At 67.3% G+C, this 26997-nt stretch carries 24 protein-coding genes and 1 tRNA gene; 11 read left to right on the top strand and 14 right to left on the bottom strand.

The annotated features are described in order from the left end of the window. Positions 1 to 3: 3 nt before the first annotated feature. From ACQVDU_RS01775 to murI, 3 genes are read right to left on the bottom strand one after another with little or no spacing between them, the layout of a single operon-like run. The gene (locus ACQVDU_RS01775) at positions 4 to 621 is read right to left on the bottom strand and encodes a non-canonical purine NTP pyrophosphatase (RefSeq protein ID WP_300590340.1); all 618 of its coding nucleotides are present in this window, start codon (positions 619 to 621) and stop codon (positions 4 to 6) included. 4 nt (positions 622 to 625) lie between these two features. Further along, positions 626 to 1381 carry a ribonuclease PH gene (gene rph, locus ACQVDU_RS01770; RefSeq protein WP_300590339.1) on the bottom strand — a complete coding sequence of 252 codons (756 nt, stop codon included), beginning with the start codon at positions 1379 to 1381 and terminating at the stop codon, positions 626 to 628. A gap of 59 nt (positions 1382 to 1440) precedes the next feature. After that, positions 1441 to 2259 (bottom strand): glutamate racemase, encoded by an 819-nt coding sequence (gene murI / locus ACQVDU_RS01765; RefSeq protein WP_300590338.1) that lies wholly within the window; start codon positions 2257 to 2259, stop codon positions 1441 to 1443. Positions 2260 to 2351: 92 nt separating this feature from the next. Here murI and ACQVDU_RS01760 point away from each other — a divergent pair, with 92 nt between their 5' ends. Continuing rightward, complete coding sequence (locus ACQVDU_RS01760) at positions 2352 to 3680, top strand: nicotinate phosphoribosyltransferase (RefSeq protein WP_443476136.1); 1329 nt, start codon at positions 2352 to 2354, stop codon at positions 3678 to 3680. A gap of 18 nt (positions 3681 to 3698) precedes the next feature. Here the strand turns inward: ACQVDU_RS01760 and ACQVDU_RS01755 are convergent, their stop codons facing one another. From ACQVDU_RS01755 to ACQVDU_RS01745, 3 genes are all read right to left on the bottom strand, one after another. Next, positions 3699 to 3965: a DUF3039 domain-containing protein gene (locus tag ACQVDU_RS01755; protein WP_292708570.1), complete on the bottom strand. Its 267-nt coding sequence runs from the start codon at positions 3963 to 3965 to the stop codon at positions 3699 to 3701. 84 nt (positions 3966 to 4049) lie between these two features. Continuing rightward, positions 4050 to 5618, bottom strand: coding sequence for a hypothetical protein (locus ACQVDU_RS01750; RefSeq protein ID WP_443476135.1), 1569 nt, complete (start codon positions 5616 to 5618; stop codon positions 4050 to 4052). Then, positions 5594 to 6823 (bottom strand): ATP-binding cassette domain-containing protein, encoded by a 1230-nt coding sequence (locus tag ACQVDU_RS01745; protein ID WP_443476134.1) that lies wholly within the window; start codon positions 6821 to 6823, stop codon positions 5594 to 5596. The genes ACQVDU_RS01750 and ACQVDU_RS01745 overlap by 25 nt, the downstream gene beginning before the upstream one ends. Before the next feature lie 90 nt (positions 6824 to 6913). Between ACQVDU_RS01745 and ACQVDU_RS01740 the strand changes: the two genes are divergently transcribed. Further along, entirely contained in the window at positions 6914 to 7879 is a 966-nt protein-coding gene (locus ACQVDU_RS01740) for a hypothetical protein (protein WP_443476133.1), read from the top strand. Positions 7880 to 7928: 49 nt separating this feature from the next. Here the strand turns inward: ACQVDU_RS01740 and ACQVDU_RS01735 are convergent, their stop codons facing one another. From ACQVDU_RS01735 to ACQVDU_RS01725, 3 genes are all read right to left on the bottom strand, one after another. After that, the gene (locus ACQVDU_RS01735; protein ID WP_443476132.1) at positions 7929 to 9497 is read right to left on the bottom strand and encodes a S1C family serine protease; all 1569 of its coding nucleotides are present in this window, start codon (positions 9495 to 9497) and stop codon (positions 7929 to 7931) included. A gap of 120 nt (positions 9498 to 9617) precedes the next feature. Beyond that, positions 9618 to 10427: a carbon-nitrogen hydrolase family protein gene (locus ACQVDU_RS01730; protein WP_300590343.1), complete on the bottom strand. Its 810-nt coding sequence runs from the start codon at positions 10425 to 10427 to the stop codon at positions 9618 to 9620. A gap of 5 nt (positions 10428 to 10432) precedes the next feature. Further along, a complete protein-coding gene (locus ACQVDU_RS01725; protein ID WP_443476131.1) occupies positions 10433 to 10963 on the bottom strand; it encodes a DUF6328 family protein in 531 nt (176 codons plus the stop codon). 104 nt (positions 10964 to 11067) lie between these two features. Here ACQVDU_RS01725 and ACQVDU_RS01720 point away from each other — a divergent pair. Further along, positions 11068 to 11144: transfer RNA gene (locus tag ACQVDU_RS01720), tRNA-Met, on the top strand. Between the two features lie 67 nt (positions 11145 to 11211). Here the strand turns inward: ACQVDU_RS01720 and ACQVDU_RS01715 are convergent. After that, positions 11212 to 11682 carry a MarR family winged helix-turn-helix transcriptional regulator gene (locus tag ACQVDU_RS01715; RefSeq protein ID WP_300590857.1) on the bottom strand — a complete coding sequence of 157 codons (471 nt, stop codon included), beginning with the start codon at positions 11680 to 11682 and terminating at the stop codon, positions 11212 to 11214. A gap of 80 nt (positions 11683 to 11762) precedes the next feature. Between ACQVDU_RS01715 and idi the strand changes: the two genes are divergently transcribed. From idi to ACQVDU_RS01680, 7 genes are read left to right on the top strand one after another with little or no spacing between them, the layout of a single operon-like run. Beyond that, entirely contained in the window at positions 11763 to 12314 is a 552-nt protein-coding gene (gene idi, locus ACQVDU_RS01710) for an isopentenyl-diphosphate Delta-isomerase (protein ID WP_443476130.1), read from the top strand. Next, positions 12311 to 13366 (top strand): polyprenyl synthetase family protein, encoded by a 1056-nt coding sequence (locus ACQVDU_RS01705; protein WP_300590859.1) that lies wholly within the window; start codon positions 12311 to 12313, stop codon positions 13364 to 13366. The genes idi and ACQVDU_RS01705 overlap by 4 nt, the downstream gene beginning before the upstream one ends. Continuing rightward, a complete protein-coding gene (locus ACQVDU_RS01700) occupies positions 13363 to 14232 on the top strand; it encodes a phytoene/squalene synthase family protein (RefSeq protein WP_300590860.1) in 870 nt (289 codons plus the stop codon). Before ACQVDU_RS01705 ends, ACQVDU_RS01700 begins: the two co-directional genes overlap by 4 nt. Positions 14233 to 14291: 59 nt before the next feature. Further along, positions 14292 to 15905: a phytoene desaturase family protein gene (gene crtI / locus ACQVDU_RS01695; protein ID WP_443476129.1), complete on the top strand. Its 1614-nt coding sequence runs from the start codon at positions 14292 to 14294 to the stop codon at positions 15903 to 15905. A 1-nt stretch (position 15906) separates the two neighbouring features. Then, a complete protein-coding gene (locus ACQVDU_RS01690) occupies positions 15907 to 16260 on the top strand; it encodes a lycopene cyclase domain-containing protein (protein WP_443476128.1) in 354 nt (117 codons plus the stop codon). Next, entirely contained in the window at positions 16257 to 16580 is a 324-nt protein-coding gene (locus ACQVDU_RS01685; RefSeq protein ID WP_300590863.1) for a lycopene cyclase domain-containing protein, read from the top strand. The genes ACQVDU_RS01690 and ACQVDU_RS01685 overlap by 4 nt, the downstream gene beginning before the upstream one ends. Continuing rightward, positions 16567 to 17463: a prenyltransferase gene (locus ACQVDU_RS01680; protein ID WP_443476127.1), complete on the top strand. Its 897-nt coding sequence runs from the start codon at positions 16567 to 16569 to the stop codon at positions 17461 to 17463. Before ACQVDU_RS01685 ends, ACQVDU_RS01680 begins: the two co-directional genes overlap by 14 nt. Positions 17464 to 17469: 6 nt before the next feature. On the opposite strand, the gene ACQVDU_RS01675 is transcribed toward ACQVDU_RS01680, so the two are convergent. Both ACQVDU_RS01675 and ACQVDU_RS01670 read right to left on the bottom strand, forming a co-directional pair. Continuing rightward, positions 17470 to 20382 carry a UPF0182 family membrane protein gene (locus ACQVDU_RS01675; RefSeq protein ID WP_443476126.1) on the bottom strand — a complete coding sequence of 971 codons (2913 nt, stop codon included), beginning with the start codon at positions 20380 to 20382 and terminating at the stop codon, positions 17470 to 17472. A 92-nt stretch (positions 20383 to 20474) separates the two neighbouring features. After that, positions 20475 to 21593 (bottom strand): YlbL family protein, encoded by a 1119-nt coding sequence (locus ACQVDU_RS01670; RefSeq protein ID WP_443476125.1) that lies wholly within the window; start codon positions 21591 to 21593, stop codon positions 20475 to 20477. A 121-nt stretch (positions 21594 to 21714) separates the two neighbouring features. Between ACQVDU_RS01670 and ACQVDU_RS01665 the strand changes: the two genes are divergently transcribed. Beyond that, positions 21715 to 23112, top strand: a complete 1398-nt coding sequence (locus tag ACQVDU_RS01665) for a zinc-dependent metalloprotease (RefSeq protein ID WP_443476124.1) — start codon at positions 21715 to 21717, stop codon at positions 23110 to 23112. An 810-nt stretch (positions 23113 to 23922) separates the two neighbouring features. On the opposite strand, the gene ACQVDU_RS01660 is transcribed toward ACQVDU_RS01665, so the two are convergent. Both ACQVDU_RS01660 and nudC read right to left on the bottom strand, forming a co-directional pair. Next, a complete protein-coding gene (locus tag ACQVDU_RS01660) occupies positions 23923 to 25626 on the bottom strand; it encodes an ATP-dependent helicase (RefSeq protein WP_443476123.1) in 1704 nt (567 codons plus the stop codon). Beyond that, entirely contained in the window at positions 25623 to 26531 is a 909-nt protein-coding gene (gene nudC / locus ACQVDU_RS01655; RefSeq protein ID WP_300592604.1) for an NAD(+) diphosphatase, read from the bottom strand. Before nudC ends, ACQVDU_RS01660 begins: the two co-directional genes overlap by 4 nt. Between the last annotated feature and the right edge of the window lie 466 nt (positions 26532 to 26997).

Raw genomic sequence — 26997 nt, 5'->3', positions numbered from 1 at the left:
CGCTCAGAGCGCCGACAACAGGGGCGCGAGGGCGATGAAGGCCTGGGCGCGGTGGGATGCCGCGGTCTTCTCCTCCGGGCTCCACTGTCCGACAGTGCGCTCTGCGCCCGGTTCCTGGCCGTCGGGGATGAAGATCGGGTCGTAGCCGAACCCGCCGTCGCCGCGCGGTTCCGTGGCAAGGCGCCCGTGCCAGTGCCCCTCGACCACGTGCTCCATGGCGAAGGCCGTCGACCCCGGTTCGGGGACGACAAGCGCGATGGTCGACACGAACGATGCCTTGCGATGCGGGTCTGCGATGTCAGAGAGCTGGTCCAGCAACAGATGCATGTTCGCGGCGGCATCCTTCTTGTGACCTGCCCAGTACGCCGAGAAGATTCCCGGCGCCCCGCCCATCACGCTGACAGCGATGCCGGAGTCATCGGCGAGCGCCGCGAGGCCCGTGTGACGGGCGGCCGCCCGCGCCTTGATCAGGGCGTTCTCGGCGAAGTTGACGCCGTCCTCGACGGGCTCGGGCCCGTCGTAGCCGATGACGTGCAGGTCGGGACGGGTCGCCGCGACGATCCGGCCAAACTCGGCTACCTTGTGGGGGTTGTGGGTTGCCAGGACGATCTGCTGCGGCATCCGGTCACTCACCCGCGCTTCGGGAGTCAGTGCTGAGCGTGTCGGTCTGGATGTCGCGCAGGGTCGCGCATCCCGACAGACCCAGTTCGAGGAGTGCGTCAAGCTCCCGCTTGTCGAAGGGCGCACCCTCGGCCGTGCCCTGCACCTCGACGAACAACCCGCGCCCCGTCACGACGACGTTCATGTCGGTCTCGGCACGGACGTCCTCGACGTAGGCGAGGTCGAGCATCGGCTCACCGTCGATGATGCCGACCGAGACGGCGGCCACTGAGTCGAGCAGCACCTGCGATTTCTGGCCGATGAACTTCTTGCGCCGGCCCCACTCGATCGCATCGGCGAGCGCCACGTAGGCTCCGGTGATTGCCGCGGTTCGGGTTCCCCCGTCGGCCTGCAACACGTCGCAGTCGATCACGATCGTGTTCTCGCCGAGTGCCTTCGTGTCGACGACGGCCCGCAGAGCCCGGCCGATAAGGCGCGAAATCTCGTGCGTGCGCCCGCCGATCTTGCCCTTGACGCTTTCGCGGTCGTTGCGATCGTTGGTCGCGCGCGGCAGCATCGCGTATTCAGCGGTGACCCAGCCCTTGCCCTTGCCGGTGAGCCAGCGCGGCACACCGTTGGTGAAGGATGCCGTGCACAGCACGCGGGTTCCACCGAAGCTGATCAGCGCTGATCCTTCTGCCTGGGCCGACCAGCCTCGTTCGATCGTGATGGGGCGCAACTGGTCGACGGCGCGGCCATCGGCGCGGGTGATCTCGCTCATGCGGGTTCTCTTTCGGGTCGGATGCTCCGCCTCGGCGGGGCGTCGGTCAGTGCGGCAGGTCAGCGCCGCAGGTCGATGGCTCCGGTCTGTACGAGGCGAACGTCTCGCACCTCGCGACCCATGAGTCGGTGGGCAAGTCGCACGAACTCGTCAGCTGAGTCGCCGGTCGCTTCGTAGGTGTGGGTCGCCGTGGCATCCGTTCCCGCCAGCAGATCCCGGCTCACGAGCTGCCGGTACACGTCGTTCGCCGTCTCGGTGTCGCTGGAGACGAGCGAGACATCCGGCCCCATGACGTAGCTGATGGCACCCTTCAGGAACGGGTAGTGCGTGCAGCCGAGCACGAGAGTGTCCACGGCGGCGTGCCGGAGCGGCGCGAGGTACTCCTCGGCGACTGCGAGCACGTCGGGGGTATCGGTCTCGCCCGCCTCGACGAAGTCGACGAAACGCGGGCACGCCTGCGCGAACACAGCGAGCCGGTCGTTGACCTCGAGCATGTCCTGGTACGCGCGCGAGCCGATCGTGCCGGTCGTGCCGATGACGCCGATCCGTCCCGACCGGGTCGTCGACATCGCCGTCCGGACTGCGGGGCCGATCACCTCGACGACGGGGACGTCGTAGCGTTCGCGGGCATCGCGCAAGACGGCAGCGGATGCCGTGTTGCAGGCGATCACGAGCATTTTCACGCCCTGCGCGACGAGGGCGTCGAGCACCTCGAGCGAGTAGCGGCGCACATCGGCGATCGGCTTGGGCCCGTAGGGCGAGTGGGCGGTGTCACCGATGTAGAGCAGCGACTCGCGGGGCAGCTGGTCCGAGATGGCCCGCGCTACGGTGAGCCCGCCGACACCGGAGTCGAAGATCCCGATCGGCGCGTTGTTCACGGTGCACCAGCCTACGCCAGCGCTCGTCTCCCACGCGCCGCTACCCGGCACGGGATGGATGCCGCGGCGGCCCCATCACTAGGCTGGCGCGCATGACAGCATCCGTCAGCACGGCACTGCTCACCGACCGGTACGAACTGACGATGCTCGATGCCGCACTGCACGACGGCACTGCCTCGCGCCGATGCGTCTTCGACGTCTTCGCGCGCCGCCTCCCCGGCGGCCGCCGGTTCGGCGTCGTGGCAGGCACCGGGCGCCTCCTGAGCCTCCTCCGCGACTTCCGGTTCGGCGACGACGAGCTGCGCTTCCTGCGTGACGAGCGAGTCGTGGATGCCCAGACGCTGCGCTTTCTCGAGCAGTACCGCTTCACGGGATCGATCCACGGATACCGCGAAGGAGAGCTCTACTTCCCGGGGTCGCCGCTGCTGACGATCGAGGGAACCTTTGCTGAGGCCGTCATCCTCGAGACCCTTGCCTTGAGCGTTCTGAACTACGACTCCGCGGTTGCCGCGGCCGCGGCACGCATGAGCATCGCCGCCGGTGACCGCCCCCTCGCCGAGATGGGCTCGCGGCGAACCGGCGAATGGTCAGCTGTCGCTGCCGCGCGGGCCGCCTTCATCGCGGGATTCGGCGCGACAAGCAACCTGGAGGCGGGGCGCCAGTGGGGCATCCCCACGATGGGCACGGCAGCACACAGCTGGACCTTGCTCCACGACACCGAAGCCGATGCTTTCGCAGCGCAACTGCGGGCCCTCGGCGACCAGACGACACTGCTCATCGACACGTACGACGTCGAAACCGGCGTGGCAACGGCGATCACGGTTGCCGGCAGCGGGCTCGGCGGGGTACGCATCGACTCGGGTGATCTCCCGGTCGTCGCCGCGCAGGTGCGGCGGCAACTGGATGCCCTCGGCGCGCGCGACACCCGCATCACGGTCACCAGCGACCTCGACGAGTTTGCGATCGCGGCGCTGGCGGCATCCCCGGTGGATGCTTACGGCGTCGGCACGGCGCTGGCGACGGGCTCCGGCTCGCCGACGGCGGGCCTTGTCTACAAGCTCGTGGCACGCCAGGATGCCGGCGGAGCGTGGATTCCGGTGGCGAAGACCTCAACGGCCAAAGCCTCGCAGGGCGGGCGAAAGACGGCTTTTCGAATCCTTGAGGACGGGATTGCCCGCGAAGAGCTCATCGTCGTCGCCGAAGGTTTCGAGCACCGCGAGACGCCGGCGCCGCATGCGGATGCCCGTGCCCTGCAGGTTCCGCTCGTGGTCCACGGCGAGATCGATGCTTCGGCCGAGGGACCCCATGGGGCCAGCGTCGCTCGGGATCACCACGCACGCGTCCGCGCCGAACTTCCGCTCGCGGCACTGGCACTCAGCCGTTCCGAGCCTGCCCTGGAGACCACGTACCACGCGGGCTGACCGCCCGAGCGCTGCGGGTCAGTGCTGCATCCGCTCGTAGATCTCTTTGCAGGTCGGGCACACCGGGAACTTCTCGGGGTCGCGGCCGGGGGTCCACTTCTTGCCGCACAGCGCCTTGACGGGCTTTCCGGTGAGAGCCGACTCGAGGATCTTGTCTTTCTTGACGTAGTGCGAGAACCGCTCGTGGTCCCCGGGTTCGACGGTCTCTTCTCGGAGGAGCTCTTCGAGCTCGCGATCGAGGGTCGCAAGTCCGCCCTGGTCGGGGCTGTCCAGCGGAGTGCTCATGGTCAGTCAGTGTAGTCCCGGCATCCGGCCCCGGCTCGGGCTCACCTGCCCGCATCCGGCACGAGCGGCGGCGCAGAAGAGCCGTCAGGATGCCTCGGCGAACTCCATGATCCGCCCGGTGCGGCGTGAGAACACGGCAGCCCCGATGGCCACGCCGAGCACGAGCACTCCGAGCCCCGTCGCAACACCGACCCAGAGGGCGAGCGCGGCGGCCTCGATCGTGCGCGTGAGGGCGAGCCAGGTCCACCACAGGCTCGGCGCCGACACGGCCAAGGCACCGAGCATGACGAGGGCCTGGGACACCGCTCCGCTGGATCCGGTGCGCTGCGGCTGCTGGAACGGGCTCTCGCCCGGCGGTGTGACGGGATAGGGCGAGGCAGCCGAGGCGATACTCGACAAGCCGAGGCCTGAGAAAAACAGTGACACGCACACGCCGACGATGGCCGGTGCGATCGCCCACCGTCCGTGAAGGGCGACAGACACCGGAATACCGATGGCCAGCACCGGTATGGCGATGACGAGGATCGGAACAAGCCGCCCGACGCGGTCGGGAAGGCCGCGCAGGCCGCTCGCGACATGCATCCAGATCGCCGTCGAGTCGTACGCGAGGTCGTTGTGCGGCAGCCATCCGAAAAAGAGCGCGACGAACAGGATCGGAACGAGCGCCGCGACGTTGGCGGGAACGCCGGCGATCAACAGGGGCACCACGGTCGCCACGGCGGCGACAGGAATCACGAGGGTGTTCACGAGGTACCGCCGGTCGCGCAGCCAGTACACCAGGCTTCGGGCGGCGACAGCTCCCCCGGGGGTGCCGGGAACGACGCTGAACCACCCGAGTCCGCCGCGTTCCCGCGTTGTCAGCGGCTTCTCGATACTCGAGAGGAAGTGACGCACTAGCGCGAGCCACGCAAACCCCAGCGCGACGACAGTTGCCAGCGCGACGATCAGGGCAAGGAACCCGGATGCGTCGCCCCGCGTGAACAGCAGAGGAAAGGCCCACGCGGCGCCGATGGGAGTGAAACTCAGGACGTCGACCACCTGCTGCAACGGGCCAGGAACGGTGCCACGCCAGTCAAGCGATGCGAGAAAGACGCCCACGGGGACGACGATCACCAGAACCGTGACGAGCAGAAGCCCGGAGAGCTCTCTCGACCGGCGATCACCGAAGATGAGGCCGGCAACCCCGAGCGCGACACGGGCGAACAGGACACAGGTCGCCACCCCGATGATGGTGGCCATGATCGCCGCTATGACGGTAGCCCCCGCAGCCACCCAGACAACAGCCGCGCACACGGCGAGCGCGACTAAGCCGAGCACCGGCACGCTGAACAGCCCGGCGAGGGCGAGCGCTCCCGCCAGAGGATCAGGAGCAAGCGCGAAGACCCGGAACCGGCGCGGATCGAGCGGATCGGTGACCGCGGCGACGATGGGCGCCAACGCGAAGGCCAGCGTCAGCGTTGCCCCGCAGAAAACGGTGATTGCCGCGACAGCGGCGGTCGATGACTCCTGCACCCCCAGGAGAGCCCAGCAGGCAGCGACGGTCGCCGCCAGCAGCAGGAGCCCCCCGACCACACCCCGAGTGACCTTCTGCGGATCTCCGCGGAAAGCACCGAGCAGCAGCGCGAGTCTCAGTCGGAGAACGTGTGCAACCACTCGAGGCCCTCCAGCTCGCCCGCCCCGCCGACGAGTTCGACGAATCGCTCTTCGAGGCTGGCCTCGCCCCGCACCTCATCGATCGTTCCTTCGGCCACCAGAGAGCCGGCGACGATCACCGCGACGCGAGAGCACACCCGCTCGACCAACTCCATGCCGTGGCTGGAGAGGATGACGGTTCCGCCGTGCGCGACGTAGGCGTGCAGGATGTCGAGAATGGCCGCACTCGAGACCGGATCGACGGCTTCAAAGGGCTCGTCGAGTACCAGCACGCGGGGCGAATGGATGAGAGCGCCGGCGAGCATGATCTTCTTGGACATACCGGCGGAGTAATCGGAGACGACTCGGCCGAGTGATTCCGTGAGGTCAAAGGCGCGGGCAAGGTCAATCGTGCGTCGCTCGACCTCTGCTGGTGGGAGACCTCGCAGTGCGCCGTAGTAGTAGAGCAGCTGACGACCGGTCAGCCGGTCGAACGTGCGGAATCGGTCGGGAAGCACGCCCATGAGCCGCTTCGCAGCCACGGGCTTGGCCGCGGCATCCACGCCAGCGATGGTGATCTCGCCGGAGTCGGCGCGAAGCAGACCCGCGATGATCGACAGGGTCGTCGTCTTACCCGCCCCGTTGGGACCGACAATCCCGTAGAAGCTGCCGACGGGAACCTCGAGGCTGATCCCGTCCAGTGCCTGAAGATCTCCGAACGACTTACGGATGTCGCGCAGCACCAACGCGGGCGCGGGCGCCGGCTCCTCAGCTGTCGCTGAGTCATCTGCCACGGCGACCTCCACCGGTTCGGTCTCGTCAACCTCCGGGGCTACGGCATCGTCGACCTTCGGCGCCACGGCCTCGTCGACGTCATCGCGGGTCTCGCTCGCTGCGATGGACTCCAGCGCGGACTCGAGTGCAGGATCAACCGGCACGCCATCGACCGCGGTCACCTCAGGCTCAGCGGATGCCGCATCGTGTTGCTCGGGCGGCCTCGCTGCCGAGACAGGCCTCTTGCGCGGGGTCGCCGGCCGCGTCGCTGCGGGCTTGCGCGGCGTGCGGGGACTGGAGCCCGACGCCTTCGAGGCGGTCGTCCGAGAGGTGGACGTTTTGCGCGGTGCGCGCGGCGTGCGGGGCGATGCCGGCTTCTTCGCGGATCCCTCCCCCGGTGTCTTGCCGGTCTCGCCGGAGGACTCGTCGGGAAGATCCGTCGCCTCAGTCACCGCTCCAAACTATCAATCGACCCCTGCATCAACCCCCCGATGACACTCCATGCCAGGCGGATGCCCAGCCGAAGCGCTTAGGATCACGCCATGGCCGACAAGGTCCATCAGATCCATTCGCTGCCGGATGACGCCCCCTGGTCGGGTGGGCTTCCTCCGGAAGGATCGGACGAGCACCCGATGTTCATCCGAGCGCTTGATCGTGTGCTGGCAATCCAGCGACCGGTCGTGCTCGCTCACGTGCGCAGCATCCGTCTTCGCCAACCGAACGCAACCTCCACCCAGATCATCCGCACCCTCGAGCGGCGTTACCTCGCCGCGGTGACCACCGGTGGCGCGGCGGTAGGCGCCACGGCCGTCATTCCCGGTATCGGCACCGGCGTCACCCTCGCGCTGAGCGGCGTCGAAACCATCGGGTTCCTCGAAGCGACGACACTGTTCGCGCAGTCTGTCGCCGAAGTGCACGGCATTCCCGTCTCGGATCCCAACCGCGCCCGCGCGCTCGTGCTGATGCTGCTGCTCGGACAAGAAGGCATTGACCTCGTCTCGCAGCTGGCGAACCAGGCGACCGGGCGTGGGCCGACGCGCTCGACCTACTGGGGCGAGATGGTCACCAAGACGATCCCGAAGGCAGCGATGGGGCCTCTCGTCGATCGCCTGAAGACCACCTTCGTCCGCCAGTTCGCCGCCAAGGGCGGAGCCTCCTGGATCGGCAAAGCCCTCCCGTTCGGTATCGGTGCGGCTATCGGCGGCACGGGCAATCACATCCTCGGCCGCCGGGTGCTCGCGGGCTCGCGCCGAGCCTTCGGCATTCCTCCGCAGGCTCTGCCCCCAGAGACCGCGCCGCTTCCCGGCGCCCGGCGGCTGGAGCACTCTGCGGTTTCGGCCGTGCGGAGAGCAGGTTCTGCCGTGGGTAGCGGCGTGAGCCGGGGTGCGTCAGTGATCGGCAGTGGTGTCTCCAAGGGCACGACGGCGATCGGCGGTGCGGCTCGGAGCATCACGCGTCGTCCCGACAAAGACCCAGGCACGCAGGCGACCGACGCCGCCCCGGAATAGTCCGGGGCGGCGTCGGTCGGGTGTGTGGAGATCGAACCTCAGGCTGCGATCACGAGCCGAGCTGGCCGAGCGTCACGTCGACCGTGCGGGTCTGACCATCGCGAACGAAGGTCACCTTTGCATCGCTTCCGGCCGCCGCGGCACGCACCTGGGCGGTGAGATCCGTTGCGTCCGAGATCGGCACACCGTTGAAGCCCGTCACGATGTCACCTGCCTGCAGGCCACCGCGCTGAGCCGCGCCGCCGTCGGTCACCTCGGCGATGTACGCGCCCGTGATCGTCGAATCAGCGATCGCTGCCGCGTTCTGCACACTCGCACCGAGCAGTCCGTGCGTCGCCGAACCGGTGTCGATGATCTCCTGCGTCACGCGCTCGACAACGTTCGAGGGGATCGAGAAGCCGACGCCGATGGAGCCCGACTGACCTGAAGATCCGCCCGCAGAAGCGATGGCGACGTTGATGCCGATGAGCTTGCCATCGGAGTCCACCAGGGCACCACCCGAGTTTCCGGGGTTGATGGCGGCATCCGTCTGGATCACCGCGATCGAGATCGTTTCGCTCGACCCGGTGCTGCCCTGGTTACCCTGACCGAAGTCGAAGTAGAACGGCCCTTGCGTCCCGTTGCCCTCGGAGTTGGGGTCGCTCTGTTCGGTGTCGGGCGCAGCGGACGAGGAGATCTGGATCGACCGGTTGAGTGCGCTCACGATACCCGTGGTCACCGTGTTCGACAGCCCCAGCGGCGCGCCGATGGCGACAGCCTGGTCGCCGACGTTCAGGTCCGAGGAGTCCGCGAACTCGATCGGCGTCAGGTCCTCGGCGCCCACGAGCTTGATCACGGCGAGGTCGTAGGTGGGGTCGGTGCCGACGACATCAGCGTCATAGACGCGCCCGTCTGACGTGGTGACCCGGACCGTCGCGTCTCCGGTCGCACCGTCGAGGGTGACGACGTGCGTGTTGGTGACGACGTAACCGTCAGAGGTCAGCACGACGCCTGACCCGGTTCCGCCGCCGCTGGAGGAGGTTGCCTCGATGGTCACAACGCTCGGGAGAACCTTGGTCGCGATCCCCGTCGTCTGCGTCACAGACGACGTGTCATTGACTGTCACACTCGCGGGTCCGGATGCCGTCGTCACGGTGTCGGGGGCGAACAACGCGGCCCCGGCGTAGGCGCCGCCAAGGCCTGCGGCACCGCCCACGAGTGCTGCGGCAATGATGATCCCGGCGACCGCGCCTGCGCCGACCTTGGCGCGGGGCGCCGCCGTCGTGGTGGGAGCGAAGGCATACTGCGGGGCAGTACCCGGAGAGGTGAACGGCGCCTGCGCGTAGGGGGACTGCGGGTGGTGGGTACCAGCCGCTGGAGGAGCCCACACCGGTGACGCGCCTGCGGCAGAGGATGCCCCGGGGGCAGGCGGCAGCGGTTCGGTCGGCTGCGTCGACCCTGCCGGTGCAGGAGCATGAGCCGCCACCGCATCGGCGACCTGCTCGGTCGCGTCGGTGGTCGGCGCCGCGGCGTCGGCGGTCGAAGCGGAGGCGTCGGTGCCCTGTTCGGGGAGGTCTGTTCCCGCGGCGTCAGCGGGACGCTGCGAGTCGGTGGGGTCTGCGGTGTTCTCGGTGCTCATGGATGCTCCTTCCAAGCACCATCAACGGTGCCGCCGGATGCTGTGTGAATCCTATGGCTGAGTCGGGAGCGGACTATGCAGTCGTCATGCTCTCGTTCGGTGCCGCACCGACGACACCGTTTACGGGCGCGGGATCACGTCGAACCGACGCAGCCGGAGGGCCGGGTTGACGCGCCGGACGCGATCCACGGCATCCGGGTCCACGTAGCCGACCGCAACGTCGGTACCGGTCCCAACCCCGGCGATCGCCACGCCCTGAGGGTCGAGCACCACCGAGGCCCCAACACCCAGCGGCGGCGGGTGGTCGGCTGCCGCGACGAACACCGTGTTCTCGATCGCGCGGGCCGCGAGCAGCGTCTGCCACTGAAACTCTTTGAGTGGTCCCCGCACCCAGGCTGCGGGCACCACCATGCCTTCCACTCCGGCATCCGCGAGAGTTCGTGCGACCTCCGGGAAGCGCAGGTCGTAACACGTCATGAGTCCCCAGCGCAGCCCGCCAACCTCAAAGGTCTGCGGCGGCGCGATCTCGCCCGCTTCGACCCAATCAGACTCCCGCTGCCCGAATGCATCGTAGAGATGGAGCTTGCGGTATACAGCCAGGAGGCCGCCCGGACCGACGGCGACGACTGCGTTGCGCACCTTCCCGGGGTTGCTGGCTGTCTCGATCAGGCCAGCGACGATCACCGCGCCGGTGCGCTGCGCTGACTGGTGCAATGCCGCAACAAACGGCCCATCCACGTCCTGCGCGTGACGAGCGAGCGTCTGGTCGAACGGGTCCACGAAGTAACTGGAGTACTCGGGGAACACGACGAGCTTCGCGCCGCGATCAGCTGCCACGTCGACCATTCGATCAATCTGGCGCGCGTTGGCCTCGCTGTCTGCAGACGGCGCGAACTGCGCGATCGCCACGGCGACGGCCGGTGCCGGCATCCGGGTCATGAGCGGTCTGCCTTTCGCGAATGGTGTCTGCGCAAATACCCCGGCACGACGAGCCACAGGATGACAACGGCGGCGCCGAGGGCAGCTGCCGCGATCCAGGCTGGGTCGAACCCCAGAACGACGTCGAAGACGAAAGCGACAACCCCGACCAGAAGGATACCCACCGTCGCCAGAGCACCGATGAGTGCGCGGTGGCCGAAGATCACGACGTCGGGTTTGGCGAGCCTACGGAACAGGCTGCGGTGCATCGCCACCGGCGCCAAGGCGATGATCGCGCTGAGAGCCGCGAGCACCAGGAGAACGAGGTAGAAGGCACGCTGTGGGTCCGTCAGATCGCCGAACGCTGGTTGGAACGCGACAGCCAGCAGAAATCCCGTGAGGATCTGCGTGCCGGTCTGGAGCACGCGCAACTCCTGCAGCACGTCATCCCAGTTGCGATCGGCGCGCTGGCTCGGCGTCTCGGATCGTCCGTCGAACGCGGCGTCGCCGGATGATGCCGCCGAAATCTCGCCCGGGGTTGCCATCATGCGGCCATCCTCCTCGGAGCGGACGAGTCGAGGCAACCGGCAACCCCGGCTCCGCCGTCCGATGTGCGAGGCTTCGGGAACCGTGCTAAAGTTGATCCTTGTGCCGCGGGGTGGAGCAGTTCGGTAGCTCGCTGGGCTCATAACCCAGAGGTCGTAGGTTCAAATCCTGCCCCCGCAACCAAGAGAAGGCCCCGGATCCACAAGATCCGGGGCCTTCTGCATTGCTCCGGCAGCGCACCGAGGTGAGCTCAGCTGGGGTCAATCGCCTGGCTCACGTCGCTCAAGTACCGCCCAATGAGCTTCAGCTCATCCTCCGTATACGGCTCCGTCACGCGACGCATCTGCTCGAGGTGCTCGGAGAAGTGCTTGAAGAAGGTCGCCCGCGAGTGCGCGGTCAACGTCAGGATGCGCGCCCGGCGATCACGGGGATGCGGGTGTCGCTCGATATAGCCGGCACTCTCCAGCCGGTCCAGCAGCTTCGTCGTCGAAGCCGTCGATATTCGCAGGTGCTTCGCGACCTCGTGCGGGCTCACGGAGTCGCCCCGCTGCTCTCGCACGATCATCATGCGCAAGGCCGCGAGATCCGTCGCGTTCATGTCCATGTCATCTTTCATGCCGCCGTTCATGCGGTCCATGGCATCATTGAGCGCACGGATGCTCAGCAGAACCTCCAGCACAGCCTGCTGGTGTGGAGTCTGCGGAACCCACGGCGTGGTCATGATGGACACCCCTTTCCACTCCTTGTTATCATCAGACGGGAGATATCGCTAGCTAAACTAGCGATATAGGAGGAGGAGCAATGACGGATGGCGACCATGTGGTCTTGCTGGACGACGACGGCAACCCGGTAGGCACCGCCCCGAAGAGCAGTGTGCATGGCACCGAAACCGCCCTCCATCTCGCTTTTTCGTGCCATGTCCTCAACGCCGACGGCCAGGTTCTCGTCACTCGCCGAGCACTCGACAAGAAGACCTGGCCGGGCGTATGGACCAACTCGTTCTGCGGTCACCCCCGGCCTGCAGAGCCGCTGCTGTCGGCAGTTCAGCGTCGCGGCGAGTTCGAGCTCGGCATCCGTCTGACAGACATTGAGCTCGCGCTCCCCCTCTTCCGCTACCGCGCGGTCGATGCGGGCGGAATCGTTGAGAACGAGATTTGCCCCGTATACATCGCACGCACCGACGACGAAGTGGCGCCGAACCCGCTCGAGGTCGCCGAGGCGCGCTGGGTGGGTCCTGACGAGCTCGGCGCGTCGCTGATCACCACTCCGTGGGCCTTCAGCCCGTGGCTCGTCTTGCAGTCCCAGCAGCTCCGCCTCTTCGAATCGCCGCAATTGCAGCGAAGAGCGTCATGATTCCCGACGCCGCCCGCATCGCCGTCGACACCGCTATCGACGACGCCCTCGCGCGACTTGCCGCACGGGCGACGACACAGGGAGAGTCCATGTCGGCGCTCACGGCAGCCGTGAGCAGCGCGACCGCCGGCGGCAAGCGCCTGCGGCCGCAGCTCGTCGTGGCATCCTTTCTCGCGGTCGGCGGCGACCTGCAGCGCGCACCGAGCCTGCCCTCGGTCGCCGCAGCCTTCGAGCTGCTGCATAGCGCATTCGTCATCCACGACGACGTCATCGACCATGACGTCACCAGGCGAGGCGTACCCAACGTCGCCGGTCGATTCCGCATTCGAGCGAAGACGCAGGGCGCTGACGCAAAGGGCGCCGCGCTGCTCGGGGATGCTGCGGCGATCCTCGCCGGAGACCTGCTGCTTCACGAAGCGACCCGCATGGTGGCGCTGGCCGAAGTCCCCGACTCACAACGGGCCCGGCTGCTTGACTTGCTCGACGACGCGGTCTTCGTTTCGGCAGCCGGAGAACTCGCCGACGTCGAGAACAGCGTGGCCCCCGACCTCGCGGAACAGGCGGATATTCTCGCCGCCACCTACAACAAGACCGCCGTGTACTCGTTCACCGCCCCCTTGTGCGCCGGTGCGATACTCGCCGGCGCACCATCGACCTGGATCGCCGACCTCGAACGCATCGGTGGGTCCCTGGGCCTGGCATTCCAACTGGTCGATGACCTCATCGGCGCGTTCGGCACTGCGGAACAAGCCGGCAAAGCTGCCGGAAGCGACCTCCGCGAGTCCAAGCGAACGCCACTCATCGCACTCGCCCGCGAGAGCGCACAGTGGCCCTTGGTGACCAGCACGCTCGCCGTTGCCCATACCGGTCCGATCGCGATCCGACACGCTCAATCCGCTCTCGAAGCCAGCGGCGCCCGGGAAAGACTTCATCAGCTCATCGCCGAGAACCTCTCGGATGTGCGACGACGCGCCTCCCGCTCGACGCTCCCGCCTCGTGCGGTGACCTTGGCCGACACGCTCGCCGCGGCAGTGGAGGAGCGCATTCCGTGAGCCATCAGCCGACAGGAATCGCCCTCTACGACAACGCAGCCGACGAGGCTGCCGCCGCCGTGATCGCGGCGTACTCGACCTCGTTCGGCATGGCCACGCGCCTCCTCGGATCCCGAGCCCGCACGCACGTGCGCAACATCTACGCCCTCGTGCGCGTCGCCGATGAGATTGTCGACGGCCCCGCCATCGAAGCGGGCTTGGATGCCACGCAAGCCGCTGCCCTCCTCGATGCGCTACAGGAAGAGACGATGGGCGCGATCGAGAGGCGTTTCAGCAGCAACCTCGTGGTGCACGCCTTCGCACGCACCGCACGCGAGTGCGTCATCGGCGCCGACCTCATCGATCCTTTTTTTGCATCGATGCGAACCGACCTCACCGTCGCCTCCCACGACGACGCCTCCCACGACTCGTATGTGTACGGATCGGCCGAGGTCGTCGGACTCATGTGCCTGCAGGTTTTCGTCAATGCCGGCCAGCCCTCACCGTCCGGTCCCACGCCCGAACTGGTCGACGGCGCCAGGCGTCTGGGCGCTGCCTTCCAGGACGTCAACTTCCTGCGCGACCTGGACCACGACGAGGCAACGCTCGGACGTGACTATCTCGGCATCGCGACAGGTGATCATGACCGTGAAGCGATCCTCGACCGGATCGATGCTGACCTCGCCGCTGCTGCCGCGGTTATCCCCCAACTGCCAGCTGACTGTCGGCGCGCCGTGATCGCGGCACACGACCTGTTTGCCGAGCTCTCGCGCCGGCTCCGAGCCGACCCCGCACCGACCGTTCGGGTGCGCGTGCCCGATATCGTCAAGGCAGGGCTCATCGCCCGCGCCCTGGTGGGGGTCGCGCCACGCCGCACCGGCACGTGAGGGCCGGGAGCGCCGATCACGTCGCCCCGAATCGACCAGCCCAGGAATGAGGAGTCCGCATGAGCGAGACAGCTAGCGCCCACACGCCGAGGGCACCGAAAGACGCAGGAACAGCGGTCGTTATCGGAGGCGGGATCGCGGGCCTGGCTACTGCCGCGCTTCTCGCCCGCGAGGGATGGTCGGTGAGCCTGTTCGAGGCCCGCGAGCAGGTCGGCGGTCGCGCCGGAGTCTGGGAGGCTGACGGTTTCCGTTTCGACACCGGACCCAGCTGGTACCTCATGCCCGAGGTGTTCGACCACTTCTTCCGGCTGCTCGGGACGAGTACCGCCGAGCAGCTCAACCTCGTGCGCCTGGACCCCGCCTACCGCGTCTACAGTGAGCCGCCAGCCGGCACCGCGAGCGATCCGATCGACATCCGCTCAGGCCGAGAACTTTCCACACAGCTGTTCGAAAGCATCGAACCGGGAGCGGGAGCTGCCCTTGCCGAGTACCTCGACTCGGCAAAGGATGCCTACGATCTCGCGGTTACGCGGTTCCTGTATGACACGTACGAGACGACAGCGGGTCTTCGCGACCCCGCGCTGCTGCGTCGCGTGCCGCAGCTCGCGCCCCTGCTGACAACGACGCTCTCGCGTCACGTCGAACGCCGCTTCTCCGACAAACGGCTCCAGCAGGTCTTGGGCTACCCGGCGGTGTTTCTCGGCGGCTCCCCGTACGGGGTGCCCAGCCTCTACCACCTCATGAGCCACCTGGATCTCGCGGACGGCGTGCTCTACCCGCAAGGAGGGCTCTACGAAGTCATCCGCGCCGTCGAGCGCGTCGCGCGGGGGGCAGGCGTGTCCATCGAAACGGGCGCCGAGGTCACCTCGATCGTCACAACCCCCACCGCCGGCGGGCGCGCCCAGGCAACGGGAATCACGCTCGCGGACGGGCGCCGGGTGGATGCCGGCCTGGTGGTCTCCTCGGCAGATCTGCACTTCACGGAAACCCAGCTGCTTCCCGAGCCGCTACGCACCTACCCCGAGAAGTGGTGGGACAAGCGCACACCCAGTCCCGGTGCGCTGCTCCTGCTGCTGGGAGTCGAGGGCGAGCTGCCGCAGCTCACCCACCACACGCTGTTGTTCACCGAAGACTGGCGCTCGAACTTCGATGACATCTTCGGCGAGCACACCCGCATCCCAGACCCGGCATCGATCTATGTCTGCAAGCCCTCCGCCACTGACTCGACAGTCGCTCCCGCGGGCAGCGAGAACCTGTTCGTCCTGGTTCCCATCCCCGCGGATCCGAGTCTCGGCTACGGCGGTGTCGACCGCGGCGGCTCACCTCGCATCGAAGCAGCCGCCGATCGGGTGATCGCGCAGATCTCTCAGTGGTGCAACATCCCGGACCTTGCGGAACGGATAACCGTTCGCCGCACGATCGCACCCGGAGACTTCGAACACGACTTCCATGCGTGGCGCGGCAACGCACTGGGCCTTGCACACACGTTGCGCCAGAGTGCCGTGTTCCGCCCCCGCAACGCCTCGAAGAAGGTCGATTCCCTCGCCTACGCGGGAGCGTCGGCGCTGCCGGGAATCGGACTACCGATGTGCCTGATCTCGGCCGAGCTCGTCGTCAAGCGCCTGCGCGGTGACCGCTCCCCGGGGCCGATTGCCGAGCCGGCGGCCGTCTGAGATGCCGGGTCTGTATCTTCTGGCGATCCTGGTTTCTGCGGCGGGGATTGCCGTGATCGACGCGCGCTGGCGACTGGCAGCCTTCGCTGCGCCTGTTCGGACGCTCGCAGCTGTCGCCATCGGGGTGATGTTCTTTCTCGCGTGGGATGCCGTCGGCATCCTCACCCGCGCGTTCATCAAGGGCGACAGCGGGCTGTTCATCGGGATCGATCTGGCACCCGAGCTTCCCCTGGAAGAGCCCTTCTTCCTCGCGTTCCTGTGTTACCTCGGGCTCGTGATCTACGCCGGTGCGCTCCGTTACATGGACTCCCGCGCCGCGCGGTCGAGCGCGGACGGGGCGGTGAGTGAGCAATGACGTACGCGCTCATCATCATTCCGTTCGCGCTATTCACGCTTGTCGTGACGCTGCTGTCGGCGACGCAGCCGGGCATGAAACGCCGGATGCTGGCATCGACGATCAGCGCCGCCGTTCTCGTCATCCTCACCGCGATCTTCGACAACGTGATCATTTCCGCGGGGCTCGTCGCCTATCCCGAGGGCACCTCGAGTGGCATCCGCATCGGGGTCGCACCAATCGAGGACTTCTCGTACGCGATCTGCGCCGCCTACCTCGTGCCTGCCGTTTATGTCCTGCTACCCAAAGCTCGCACGGGGGTCACTCGTGAGCAGCGCTGAGCCAACTCTCGGGCCCGGGCGAGTGATCCGCGAACTCTTCGTCTCGTCGCGCCCGGTCAGCTGGATCAACACCGCCTACCCGTTCGCTGCCGCCTACCTCCTGACAACCCGGCACATCGACGCGACTGTCGTCATCGGCACCCTGTTCTTCCTCATCCCCTACAACCTCGCGATGTACGGGATCAACGACGTGTTCGACTATGAGTCGGATCTCCGCAATCCGCGCAAGGGCGGCGCCCACGGCGCGGTCCTCGATCGACGGATGCACCCCATCACCCTCTGGGCTGCAGGCCTGTCGTGCACCCCGTTCGTGATCTATCTGGCCATCGTCGGGTCACCACTATCGTGGCTGGTCCTCGCCCTCAGCCTGTTCTTCGTGGTGTTCTACAGTGCCCCGCCGCTGCGCTTGAAGGAGCGGCCCTTCGCCGACTCCGTCGCCAGCAGCATCCACTTCTTCTCCCCCGCCGTCTACGGTCTGGTCCTGGCCGGGGCGACCTGGACGTGGCAGCTCGGACTCATCATCCTGGCCTTCGGCCTGTGGGGTGTCGCCTCGCACGCGTTCGGCGCCGTCCAGGATGTCGTGGCCGACCGGGAAGCGGGAATCTCGTCGATCGCCACGGCCCGCGGGGCGCGGTGGACGGTGAGGTTCGCCCTCGTCTGCTACGCCCTCTCCGGGCTCGTCATGCTCGGCACGGCGTGGCCGGGACCGCTGTCCGCGATCGCCGCCATCCCGTACCTCGTCGCGGTCTGGCCGTACCGATCGATCCGTGACGCCGACGCCGAACGTGCCACCATCGGATGGCGCCGATTTCTCTGGATCAACCAGTTCGCCGGCTTCGTGGTGACGCTGCTGCTGATCTGGTGGTGGATCCTGACCGCCTGAGCGCGCCTACTGTGCGCCCAGGGCGATCAGCTGCTCCACCGCCGCCGTCAGCCTCGCGTCAGCCTCGGCGAATGCCGTCAGATCGCCAGCCTTCAAAGCCGCGTCCCGGTCGAGCATGGCCTGCTGAGCCTCCTGCAGCGCCACCTGGTAGGCATCCGTCGGCTCGGTCGGTGTCGTCGTCTCCGTCGGGCTCGGCTCGGGCGTCGGCTGCGTCGTAGCTCCCGGCGTGGGCGTCACATCGCTGTCACCACCGGTGGCACCGGCGTCGCCGCCGAACAGGGCGTCGAGAGCTTCGGACAGGGTGTCTTCGAACGCGATGTCGTTACCGAACGACACGAGCACCTTCTGCAGGGTCGGAAGCTTTGTCGCCCCCGATGACTGCACGAAGACCGGCTGGACGTACAGCAGTCCACCGCCCACGGGAAGGGTGAGGAGGTTTCCGTTCAGCACGTCGGACTGTCCCTGCTTCAGCAGGTTGATCTGCGACGAGATCAGCGGGTCGGCGTTGAAGGTGTTCTGAACCTGTCCGGGGCCGGGCACCGTCGTGTCAGCAGAGATCACGAGCATGCGCAGCTTGCCGTAGTCGTCACTGGGCGCACCCGCAGTGGCTCCCGCGTTCGAGTCAACCGCCAGATAGCCCATGAGCACGTTTCGGGCGTTCCCCGCCTCGGACGAGGGAATGAACGTCGTGAACATCGAGTACGTCGGCGAGGTTTGACCCGGCATCTGCATCGTCAGGTAATACGGCGGCTGGAGCTCAGAGTCGTTCTGCGGGTCGTTCGGCGTCTCCCAGGCGTTGTCGCGCTGGTAGAACGACTGCGCATCGCTCACGTGGTAGACACCGAGGATCGCGCGCTGCACCTTGAAGAGATCGGTCGGGTACCGCACGTGGCTCATGAGGTCTGCCGACATGTCAGAGATCGGCTTGAGCGTCGAAGGGTAGACCTTCTGCCACGTCTGTAGCACCGGGTCGGTCTCATCCCACGCGTACAGGGTCACCGATCCGTCGTACGCGTCGACGGTGGCCTTCACCGAGTTGCGGATGTAGTTGATGTTGTCCAGACCGAACCGCTGCTGAGCGGTGTTCGAGTCCGAGATCGCTTCCTGCAGGCTCACCGTCGACGAGTACGGGTAGTTCGCGCTACGGGTGTAGCCGTCGATGATCCACACGATGCGACCATCGACGACGCTCGGGTACGGATCGGAGTCCAGCTGCAGATACGGCGCGACCTTCTGCACGCGCGTCGCCGGGTCCCGGTCGTACAGGATCTGCGAATCCTCGTTGATGTCGTCAGAGAAGAGGATCTGCTCGGACTGGAACTTCAGCGCGTAGATCAGACGGTTGAAGACGCTTCCGACGCTCGGGCCGCCGTTTCCTTCGAACGTCGTCTTGACGTCGCCGGAGCCTTCCGAGGAGCCGGTCGGGTAGTCAAGCTCAATGGGCGCCGTCCCCTCGGGGGCCCCGACGATCGAGTACTGCGGCGACATCTCACCGAAGTAGACGCGCGGCTCGAAGTCCTCCTGATCGGAGAGGAACCCCGCAGCGGGGATGCCGCGCTCAAGGAAGACCGGCTCACCCTCGGTGGTGCGGTCGTTACCCTTGGCGACCACGAGCCCGTAACCGTGGGTGTAGATGAGGCTCGTGTTCTGCCAGGTCTGCGCCGCGGCATCCAGCTGGTTCACGTCGAGTTCGCGCACCGAGACGACGGTGTCCTGCGACTGGCCGTCGATCTCATAGCGGTCGACGTCGAGCGGATTGTGGAACTGGTAGTACGCACGGTACTGCTCGAGCTGCCGCACAGTCGGAGGGATGATTGTCGGGTCCATGATGCGGATCTGAGCCGTCGTTGCAGCATCCTCACGCAACTGCCCGGCCTCGGCATCGGTTGCCGCCGAGAACTCCATCTGCTCGAGACCGCTGACACCGTAGGCGGCCTTCGTGGCGTCGATGTTGTACTGGTAGTACTGCGCCTCGTAGTTGATCTTGTTCGGGGTCACCTGGAACGTGTTGACCACCCAGGGATAGCCGACACCGACCACGACCGTTGCGACCACGAGCACCGCAGTGGCAACCAGCGGGTACCGCCAGCGGCCGATGATGGCGGTGACGAAGAAGAGGATCGCAACGACGATCGCACTGATGGCCAGGATCGACAGACCCGGAATGACAGCGTTGACGCTCGTGTAGGCGGGCCCGGTGATGCGGTCATCGTTTTGGACCATCAGCAGGTAGCGATCCAGCCACAGGCTCACACCCTGCACCAAGACGTAGAGTCCCGCGATCACGGCAATCTGAATACGAGCGGACTTCGAGATGCGCAGTTCGCGCTGGCCCACCCGGACAGAGCCGTAGAGGTAGGACACGACCACGGTCACCAGCAGGCTCACCAGCAGGACCGCCGAGACGAAGCCGAGCAGCGCGCTGTAGAACGGCATGGCGAACATGTAGAAGCCGGTGTCGAGATTGAAGATCGGATCCGTCACATCGGTGGCAACGCCGTTGAGCCACAACCAGGTCGTCTGCCATTGCGTGGATGCCGCGAATCCCGCGAAGAAGCCGAAGAAGACGGGAATCCCCCACATCGCCAGGCGACGCAGCGGCTCGACGACTTCTTGGTAGCGATCCAGCTGCGAACTCAGCCGCACGTAGACCGGTCGCAACCGGTAGGCGAGCTGAATGGTGACCCAGACCGGAACCGCCATCCCGAGGAAGCCGATGACGAACATGATCACGCGGGCTACCCACTGCGTGACCAGGACCTCCTGGAATCCGAGCTGGTCGTACCAGAGCCAATCCGCGTACAGGCTCGCGAAGATGAAGAAGCCGACAACGAGCGCGGCGATGATCGCAAGGGAGATGGCGAGGATGCGGCGGGACGGCGAAGGCGTGGCCCTGTTCGGCGCTGAGGTCGTGGTCACCGTTTCATCCTAGGCGGCAGGTTCTGAGCGATCGCCGTGCAGATGCCCTGATCCTGTTCGCTCTGAGCGACCCTGCCTGTTCGGCCCGGCACTCACTCGCAGGTCGGAAGCTGCGCCAGGTCTCCGCCCGAACTGATCGTGTCGAGAACGGTCAGCGCGTCATCGAGAGTTTGAACCGAGAACACCTGCAGGTCGCCGGGAATCTCACCCACGACCTCCGAGCAGTTGGCGGCGGGCGCGAGGAAGTAGTCGGCATCCGCTCGGTAGGCACCCCACATCTTCTGCTGGATGCCGCCGATCGGCCCGACTGTCCCGTCAGCAGTGATCGTGCCGGTCCCCGCGACGTTCTGGCCGCCGTTGAGGTTGCCGGGCGTCAGCGTGTCCATGATTCCCAGAGCGAACATCATCCCCGCGCTCGGCCCACCGACGTTGTTCAGCTGGATCGTGACGTCGATCGGAAAGTCATAGTCGGTGATGAGGGTGATTCCGATGAGCCACATCGTTTGGCCGTCCACGGTGGTGGCGGCCGGCGTGACCTCGACCGTCAGGGGCTTTCCATCGCGCAGGATGTCAAGGCTCAGCGGAGCCCCACCGCCCTGCTGCACCTGCTCGCGCAGGGCCGCGGCATCGGTCACCGGCTCGCCGTCGGCGCGCAGCACGACATCGCCTTCTTCCAGGATGCCGTTTGCTGCGGCATCCTCACCGACAGAGACGACCGACACCTGCCTGCCGACGTCGTAGCCAAGCTCAGTGAGCGCTGCCGCTGTGGCCTCCTCTTGGGAGTCGACCATGAGAGCGGCTGATTGCTCGCTGCGCTGTTCACTGGTTTGCCCCTCGGGGAAGACCGACTCGATCGGAACGACGGCGCGGGAGGGGTCGAACCAGGCAACCGCGAGATCGAACCACGACGGCGGACGCTCGCGGCTTCCCGCGATCTGCACAGTCAGGAGGTCCAGGGCGCCAGAGGTCGGGTAGGTCTCGGCACCCGACACCTCGATGAGGGGAACCTCCTCACCGTCGCTCGTGCTGACGGTACCGAGCGTGTTGTAGACGGGGCCGGGAAGCTCGATGACATACGCAGTTGGCAGGAACGACATCGCCAGCAAGGCCAGCAGCGCGACGACCAGCGCCCACAATCCCACGCGCGTGCGGCGATTGATAGGCGCCCGCCGCGCAGGCGTCACCGATACGTTCTCGTCGAACAGCGCCACGTCATCCTCTCGGCCGTCGTTCGCGACCGGCGTAAGGCGATTCAGGTGGGGCCCGCGGGTGCGATCATTCGTGCGACTAGCGTAGATGCCAAGCTCAAGAACCGGCTGAAAGGCGGTACCCGTGGCTGACGACGACCGGAACCCCGACGACGACCTTCCCGAGCTGTTCCGGCAGCTGTTCGGCCAGGACGGCATGGGCGGCGACCAGCTCGCCGAACTGCAGAAGATGGGGTTCGACCCCGCGATGATCCAGCGGGCCATGCAGCAACTGCAGGGCGCAATGGCCTCAGCCGGTGAGGGCGGGATCTCCTGGGATGCCGCCACGACACAGGCGCTGCACATCGCGAACAAAGACGGCGCGGGGATCACCGCTGCCGACCGCTCGGCAGCCGACGACGCTTTCACCCTTGCATCCCTGTGGCTCGGTGAAGCCACGACGATCTCGGACCTCCCGGGTCCGGGAGTGACCATGACCCGCGGCGGATGGGTGGAAGCCACCCTGCCCGTGTGGCAAGAGCTGGCTGAGCCGGTAGCGACGAGCATCGCGGATGCCTTCACTGCGGCGCTCCAAGAGCAGTCACCTCCCGAGATGCAGCAGATGATCGCCGGTGCCGGGCGGGTGATGCGCACGATCGGTGGTTCTCTATTCGCCGCACAGCTGGGAACCGTCGTCGGCAACCTCTCAACAGAGGTCGTCAGCGGTGGCGATGTCGGCATTCCGCTGCTGCCCGACGGTCAAGCCGCCGTTGTGCCCCAGAACTACGCGCAGCTCGCGAAGGATCTCGAGATCCCCGACGACCAGTTCGCGCTCTACATCGCCACCCGTGAGCTCGCGCACGCTCGGCTGTTCCGGCACGCACGATGGCTGCGACTGCACGTGCTCTCGCAGGTGTCGGACTTCGCACGCGGAGTCCGGGTCGATACCGGAGCGCTCGAAGAGCTCGCGGGCCGGTTCGATCCGCAGCACCCCGAGGAACTGCGCGAGGCATTGGAGAGCGGAGCGCTGTTGCCGGAACGGTCTGAGTCGCAGCAGGCAGCCCTCGCCCGCCTGGAGACGATGCTGGCGACGATCGAGGGCTGGGTTGACGTCGTGACGGCGCAAGCCACAACCCGCCTTCCTGCGGCCGACCGAATCGCCGAGACCGTCCGCCGGCGCCGCGCCGTCGGCGGACCGGCTGAACAGGCGCTCGGAACATTGGTCGGACTCGAGCTTCGTCCCCGCCGCATCCGTGAAGCCGCGAGCATGTGGCGCGCGATCACGGATGCCGTCGGCATCGAGGCGCGAGACGAACTCTGGGACTCACCCGATCTGGTCCCCACGGCTGCCGACATCGACGACCCGAGCGCACTGATTGCGAGGCTCGAAGCGCGCGCCCGCGGTGAGGAACCGGCACCGGACGAGTTCGACGACGCGCTGGCCCGACTGCTCTCCGGCGAAGACAGTGGCGGGTCGACGACGAGCGGGAGTTCCGAAGAGGGCGGCCCTGCGGCCGACGGCCCCGACGAGCACCCCGTCTAGGCACGCGGCACGGGGGCGTTCAGCGTCGGTGCGACAACCGCTCCTCCCCAGGAGCGATCATCCACGCGCCGGGAGATTTCTGTGGACAGCGCCACCGCCGAGGCCCCCTCGCCCCGGACAATCGGGGCATGCTGCGCATCGACCCCGCCTACCCGCCCCTGTGGCGCACCCCGACGATGCTCCAGTTCGGCAGGAGTGATCGCGTACGGCTCGACGAGCCGGATCTGTGGCAACTGCAGGTGATCCGCGAACTGGTCAAAGGCATCCCGGAGGTCGGCGTGAGTGCGCTCGCCCGATCCCTCGGGGTCGCGGCGGCCGACGTCGATGCACTGCTCGGGCGGCTGAGCCCCGTCATCGTCAGCACCGGGACCGCTTTGCGGGTCGGAGTGGAGGTCGTCGATGATCCCGCGGCCCGGTATGGAACGTACATCCGCGACGGACTGCAGGACCTGGGGATCGACGCCTCGCTCGACACGTCGCGGGAGCAGGATGCCGTCGTGATGGTCGCCGCGCACGGGCTGCATCCGCGGCGAGCTGCGCCCTGGATGGGCGAGGACATCCCGCACATCGGAATCGTCCTGGGAGCTGGTGAAGCAGATGTCGGCCCGCTCGTCCTGCCGGGCCAGAGCGCGTGCTTGGTCTGCGTGGCAGCTCACGAACGCGACCGGGATCCGGCATGGCCGCTGGTGGCGGCGCAATTGGTCGGACGCGGCGATCCGGCGGGTCCGGCATCCCTCGCCGCCGAGGCAGCACTTCACACGGGAAGGCTGCTGCTGGCGGGACGCAGCGGGCTCAGTCTGCGTCTGACGCTCACTGACGGCGCCGAGAGCCGGCAGTGGGAGCAGCATCCCGAGTGCTCGTGCGGATCTCCTGCAGAAAACGCGACGGCGAGCGCCCCCGCGATCCCGCGGACCACGACAGCGACAGGGATCGCCGTGCCCGCGTGATGCCGACGTAGGCAAGGCGCCGCTCTTCGTCGATCTGGTCGAAGTGCGTGGCGTATGCGATCGGCAGCAGCCCTTCGGCAAGACCGACGAGGTACACGTGGTCCCACTCCAGACCCTTGGCTGCGTGCAGGGTCGCGAGCGTGATGGCACGAAGGGTCGGTTCATCCTGGGCCCGTGCGCGGGACATGAGCTCGTCGGTGAACGAACGCATGGTCGTTCCGGCCGGTGCCTCTTCGGCAAGCCGCAGGATCGCCGCGCGCGCCTCCCACGATTCACGCACGGCTCCTCCCGCGGGCGGCGCTTCGTCGGTCATGCCCAAAGATCGCAGGATGTCGCGAACGGCGTCGACGAATCCTCGCTCGAGCGGTGCGACTGACGCGCCGCGCAGCGCCAGCACCGCCTGACGAACCTCGGGAAGGTCGAAGAACCGCCGGCCTCCCAGCACTGTCGTGGCGATCCCGGCGTCTGCCAGCGCTGCCGCGATCTCCGCAGACTGCGCTCCGGTGCGGTAGAGGACGGCGATGGATGCCGGATCTGCTCCCGCCCGGAGCTGCTCAGCGATGCGCACAGCCACGCCGCGGGCTTCGTCAGCCTCGTCGCGATAGGTCGACACGGTCGGCGTGGAATCAGGTGCTGTCTTCGCCGCCGCGGCCGTCAGGTGCACGGCCCCGGGGCGTTCTCGCATGAGGTCGTTGGCCACGGCCAGCACCGCTGCATCCGAACGATAGTTGCGGTGCAGTTCGACGACCCGGGCATCGTCCCACCGCAGTGGAAACTCGATGAGAAACCGCGGGTCTGCGCCTGCGAACGAATAGATGGTCTGGCTCGCGTCGCCGACCACGCAGAGGTCGCGCCGATCCCCCACCCACAGTTCGAGCAGGTGCTGCTGGAGAGGCGAGACGTCCTGATACTCATCGACGGTGAAGTGCCGGTACTGCTCGCGGACGGCCGCGAGCACGTGGGTCTCAGTCTCGAGCATCCCGGCGCACGCCAGGAGCACGTCCTCGAAATCCATCTGTCGGCGCTGGTCCTTGAGCGCCTCGTAGGCGCGGTGAAGCTCAACTGCGCTCGAGGCCGGCAGTCTCCCAACGGTGGCGCCCGCGCGGACGCGCGCGTACTCGTCGATCGTGCGCATCGTGACCTTGCGCCACTCGATATCGGAGGCCACGTCGCGCAGAGTCGGTGTGTCAAGCTCCAGTCCGATGCCATCGGCAGCGTGCGCGAGAACCCGCACCTTGTTGTCGATGATCGCGGGCGGGCGATCACCGGCGAGGGTGGGCCAGAAGTAGTTGAGCTGGGCGAGCGCCGCGCTGTGGAAGGTACGGGCTGCCACGCCGTCGACGCCCAGCATCCGGAGCCTCCCCCGCAGCTCACCAGCGGCCTTACTGGTGAAGGTGAGCGCCATGACACGACCCGGCGAGTACGCGCCGGTGTCGACGCCGTGCGCGATCCGCCGGGTGATCACGCGTGTCTTGCCGGTGCCGGCGCCGGCGAGCACGCACACCGGCCCGCGGAGGGCCGTCACCGCCTCACGCTGCTGCTCGTCAAGACCCTCGAGCGCGTTCACTGCTGCGCCGACCGGTACCACTGCTCAATGAGGGTGCGCGCGATGGAGCTGAGCCCGGGAAGCTGGACATCCGAATCGCCGCCCAGCGCGGCCCCGATCTCAGCGCGATCGAACCAGCGGACCTCGATGATCTCCTCGCCATCGGCGACGGGGATCTCGGTGCTCGTCACCGCGTGGAAGCCGACCATGAGCGAGCGCGGATAGGGCCATGCTTGCGATGCGACGTACGTCATGTCTTGGACGTGGACACCGGCCTCCTCGAGAATCTCTCGCGTGACCGCGGCCTCGAGGGATTCGCCGGCCTCAACGAACCCGGCAAAACACGAGAACCTGCCCATCCCCCAGGCGACATGGGATCCCAGCAGCAGCCTGGCGCCGGTAGGGTCGGTGACAGCGACGATGACGGCAGGATCGGTCCGGGGAAAGATGTCCTGCTCGCACGAGAAGCAGCGCCGCGACCACCCACCGGACTGCAGTGCGCTCAAGGATCCGCAGCGGGGGCAGTAGGCCGAATCCAGTAACCAGCGCCCGAGACTCACCGCCGCTACAAAGGCTCCACCGTCGGCGTCGCCGAGCTCTCCCCCGATGACGCGCAGCGACGCCCACGTAACTCGGTCACCGAAGCCACGCGGAATCTCGCGGAGCGCGAGAACCCAGCGGTCGGTGCCATCGGACCCGGTGCCCAGGAAGGCGTACTCGCCATCGGCTCCTGCCAGCGCTGGGTCGGTGCTCGGCCACCACTGCAAGGCCGGCGCATCTCCATCGCGAGCGATCACCGGAGCGTTGTCGCGGTGCACCGGAAGCACGAGAGCTGCGTCATCCGGCGCGGATCCGATCGCCGTTCTGCGGTGCTCAGCACGGTCGAACCCGCCGCGGGCCAGTGGCGGGACGGCGAAGGAGCGCATGAGAACGAGGACCTCCCTCAAGGGCGTGGCGCGACGGCTGCGGCGCTTGCCAGACCTACCCTGGGCACATGGCGCGCACCCTGTTCACTCTAGCCGCGGCGGTCTCGGCCGTCGCGCCGGATGCCGACATCGTCGCCGTCGCCCCGCTGACCGAGCACTCGGCGGGCCGGATGGATGCCGTGCAAGCAACCCTCGACACCGGCGCCCAGGTCGTCATCCGTGTGGCAACGGACCCCGAGGCTGCCGACGACCTCCGCGCCGACGCACGGGCTCTGCGCGCGCTCACGCCCGGCGTACGCGCCTTGCTGCCATACGCTGCACCCGAACTCCTGGGCGAAGTTCCGCTTGCCGACGAAACCGCCGTGATCACAAGCTTCATCGCCGGCTACCGCGTCGACCCCGGCGAGGTCCCCGCCGGCCCCGGCGTCGCCCCAGCACTGGCCGACGCTCTCGCCGCCACACACGC

The organism is Microbacterium sp. F2, assembly GCF_052274505.1.
Taxonomy (GTDB): domain Bacteria; phylum Actinomycetota; class Actinomycetes; order Actinomycetales; family Microbacteriaceae; genus Microbacterium.
Note: the sequence above shows the minus strand (reverse complement) of the source record. Positions and strands in the feature narration are given on the sequence as shown.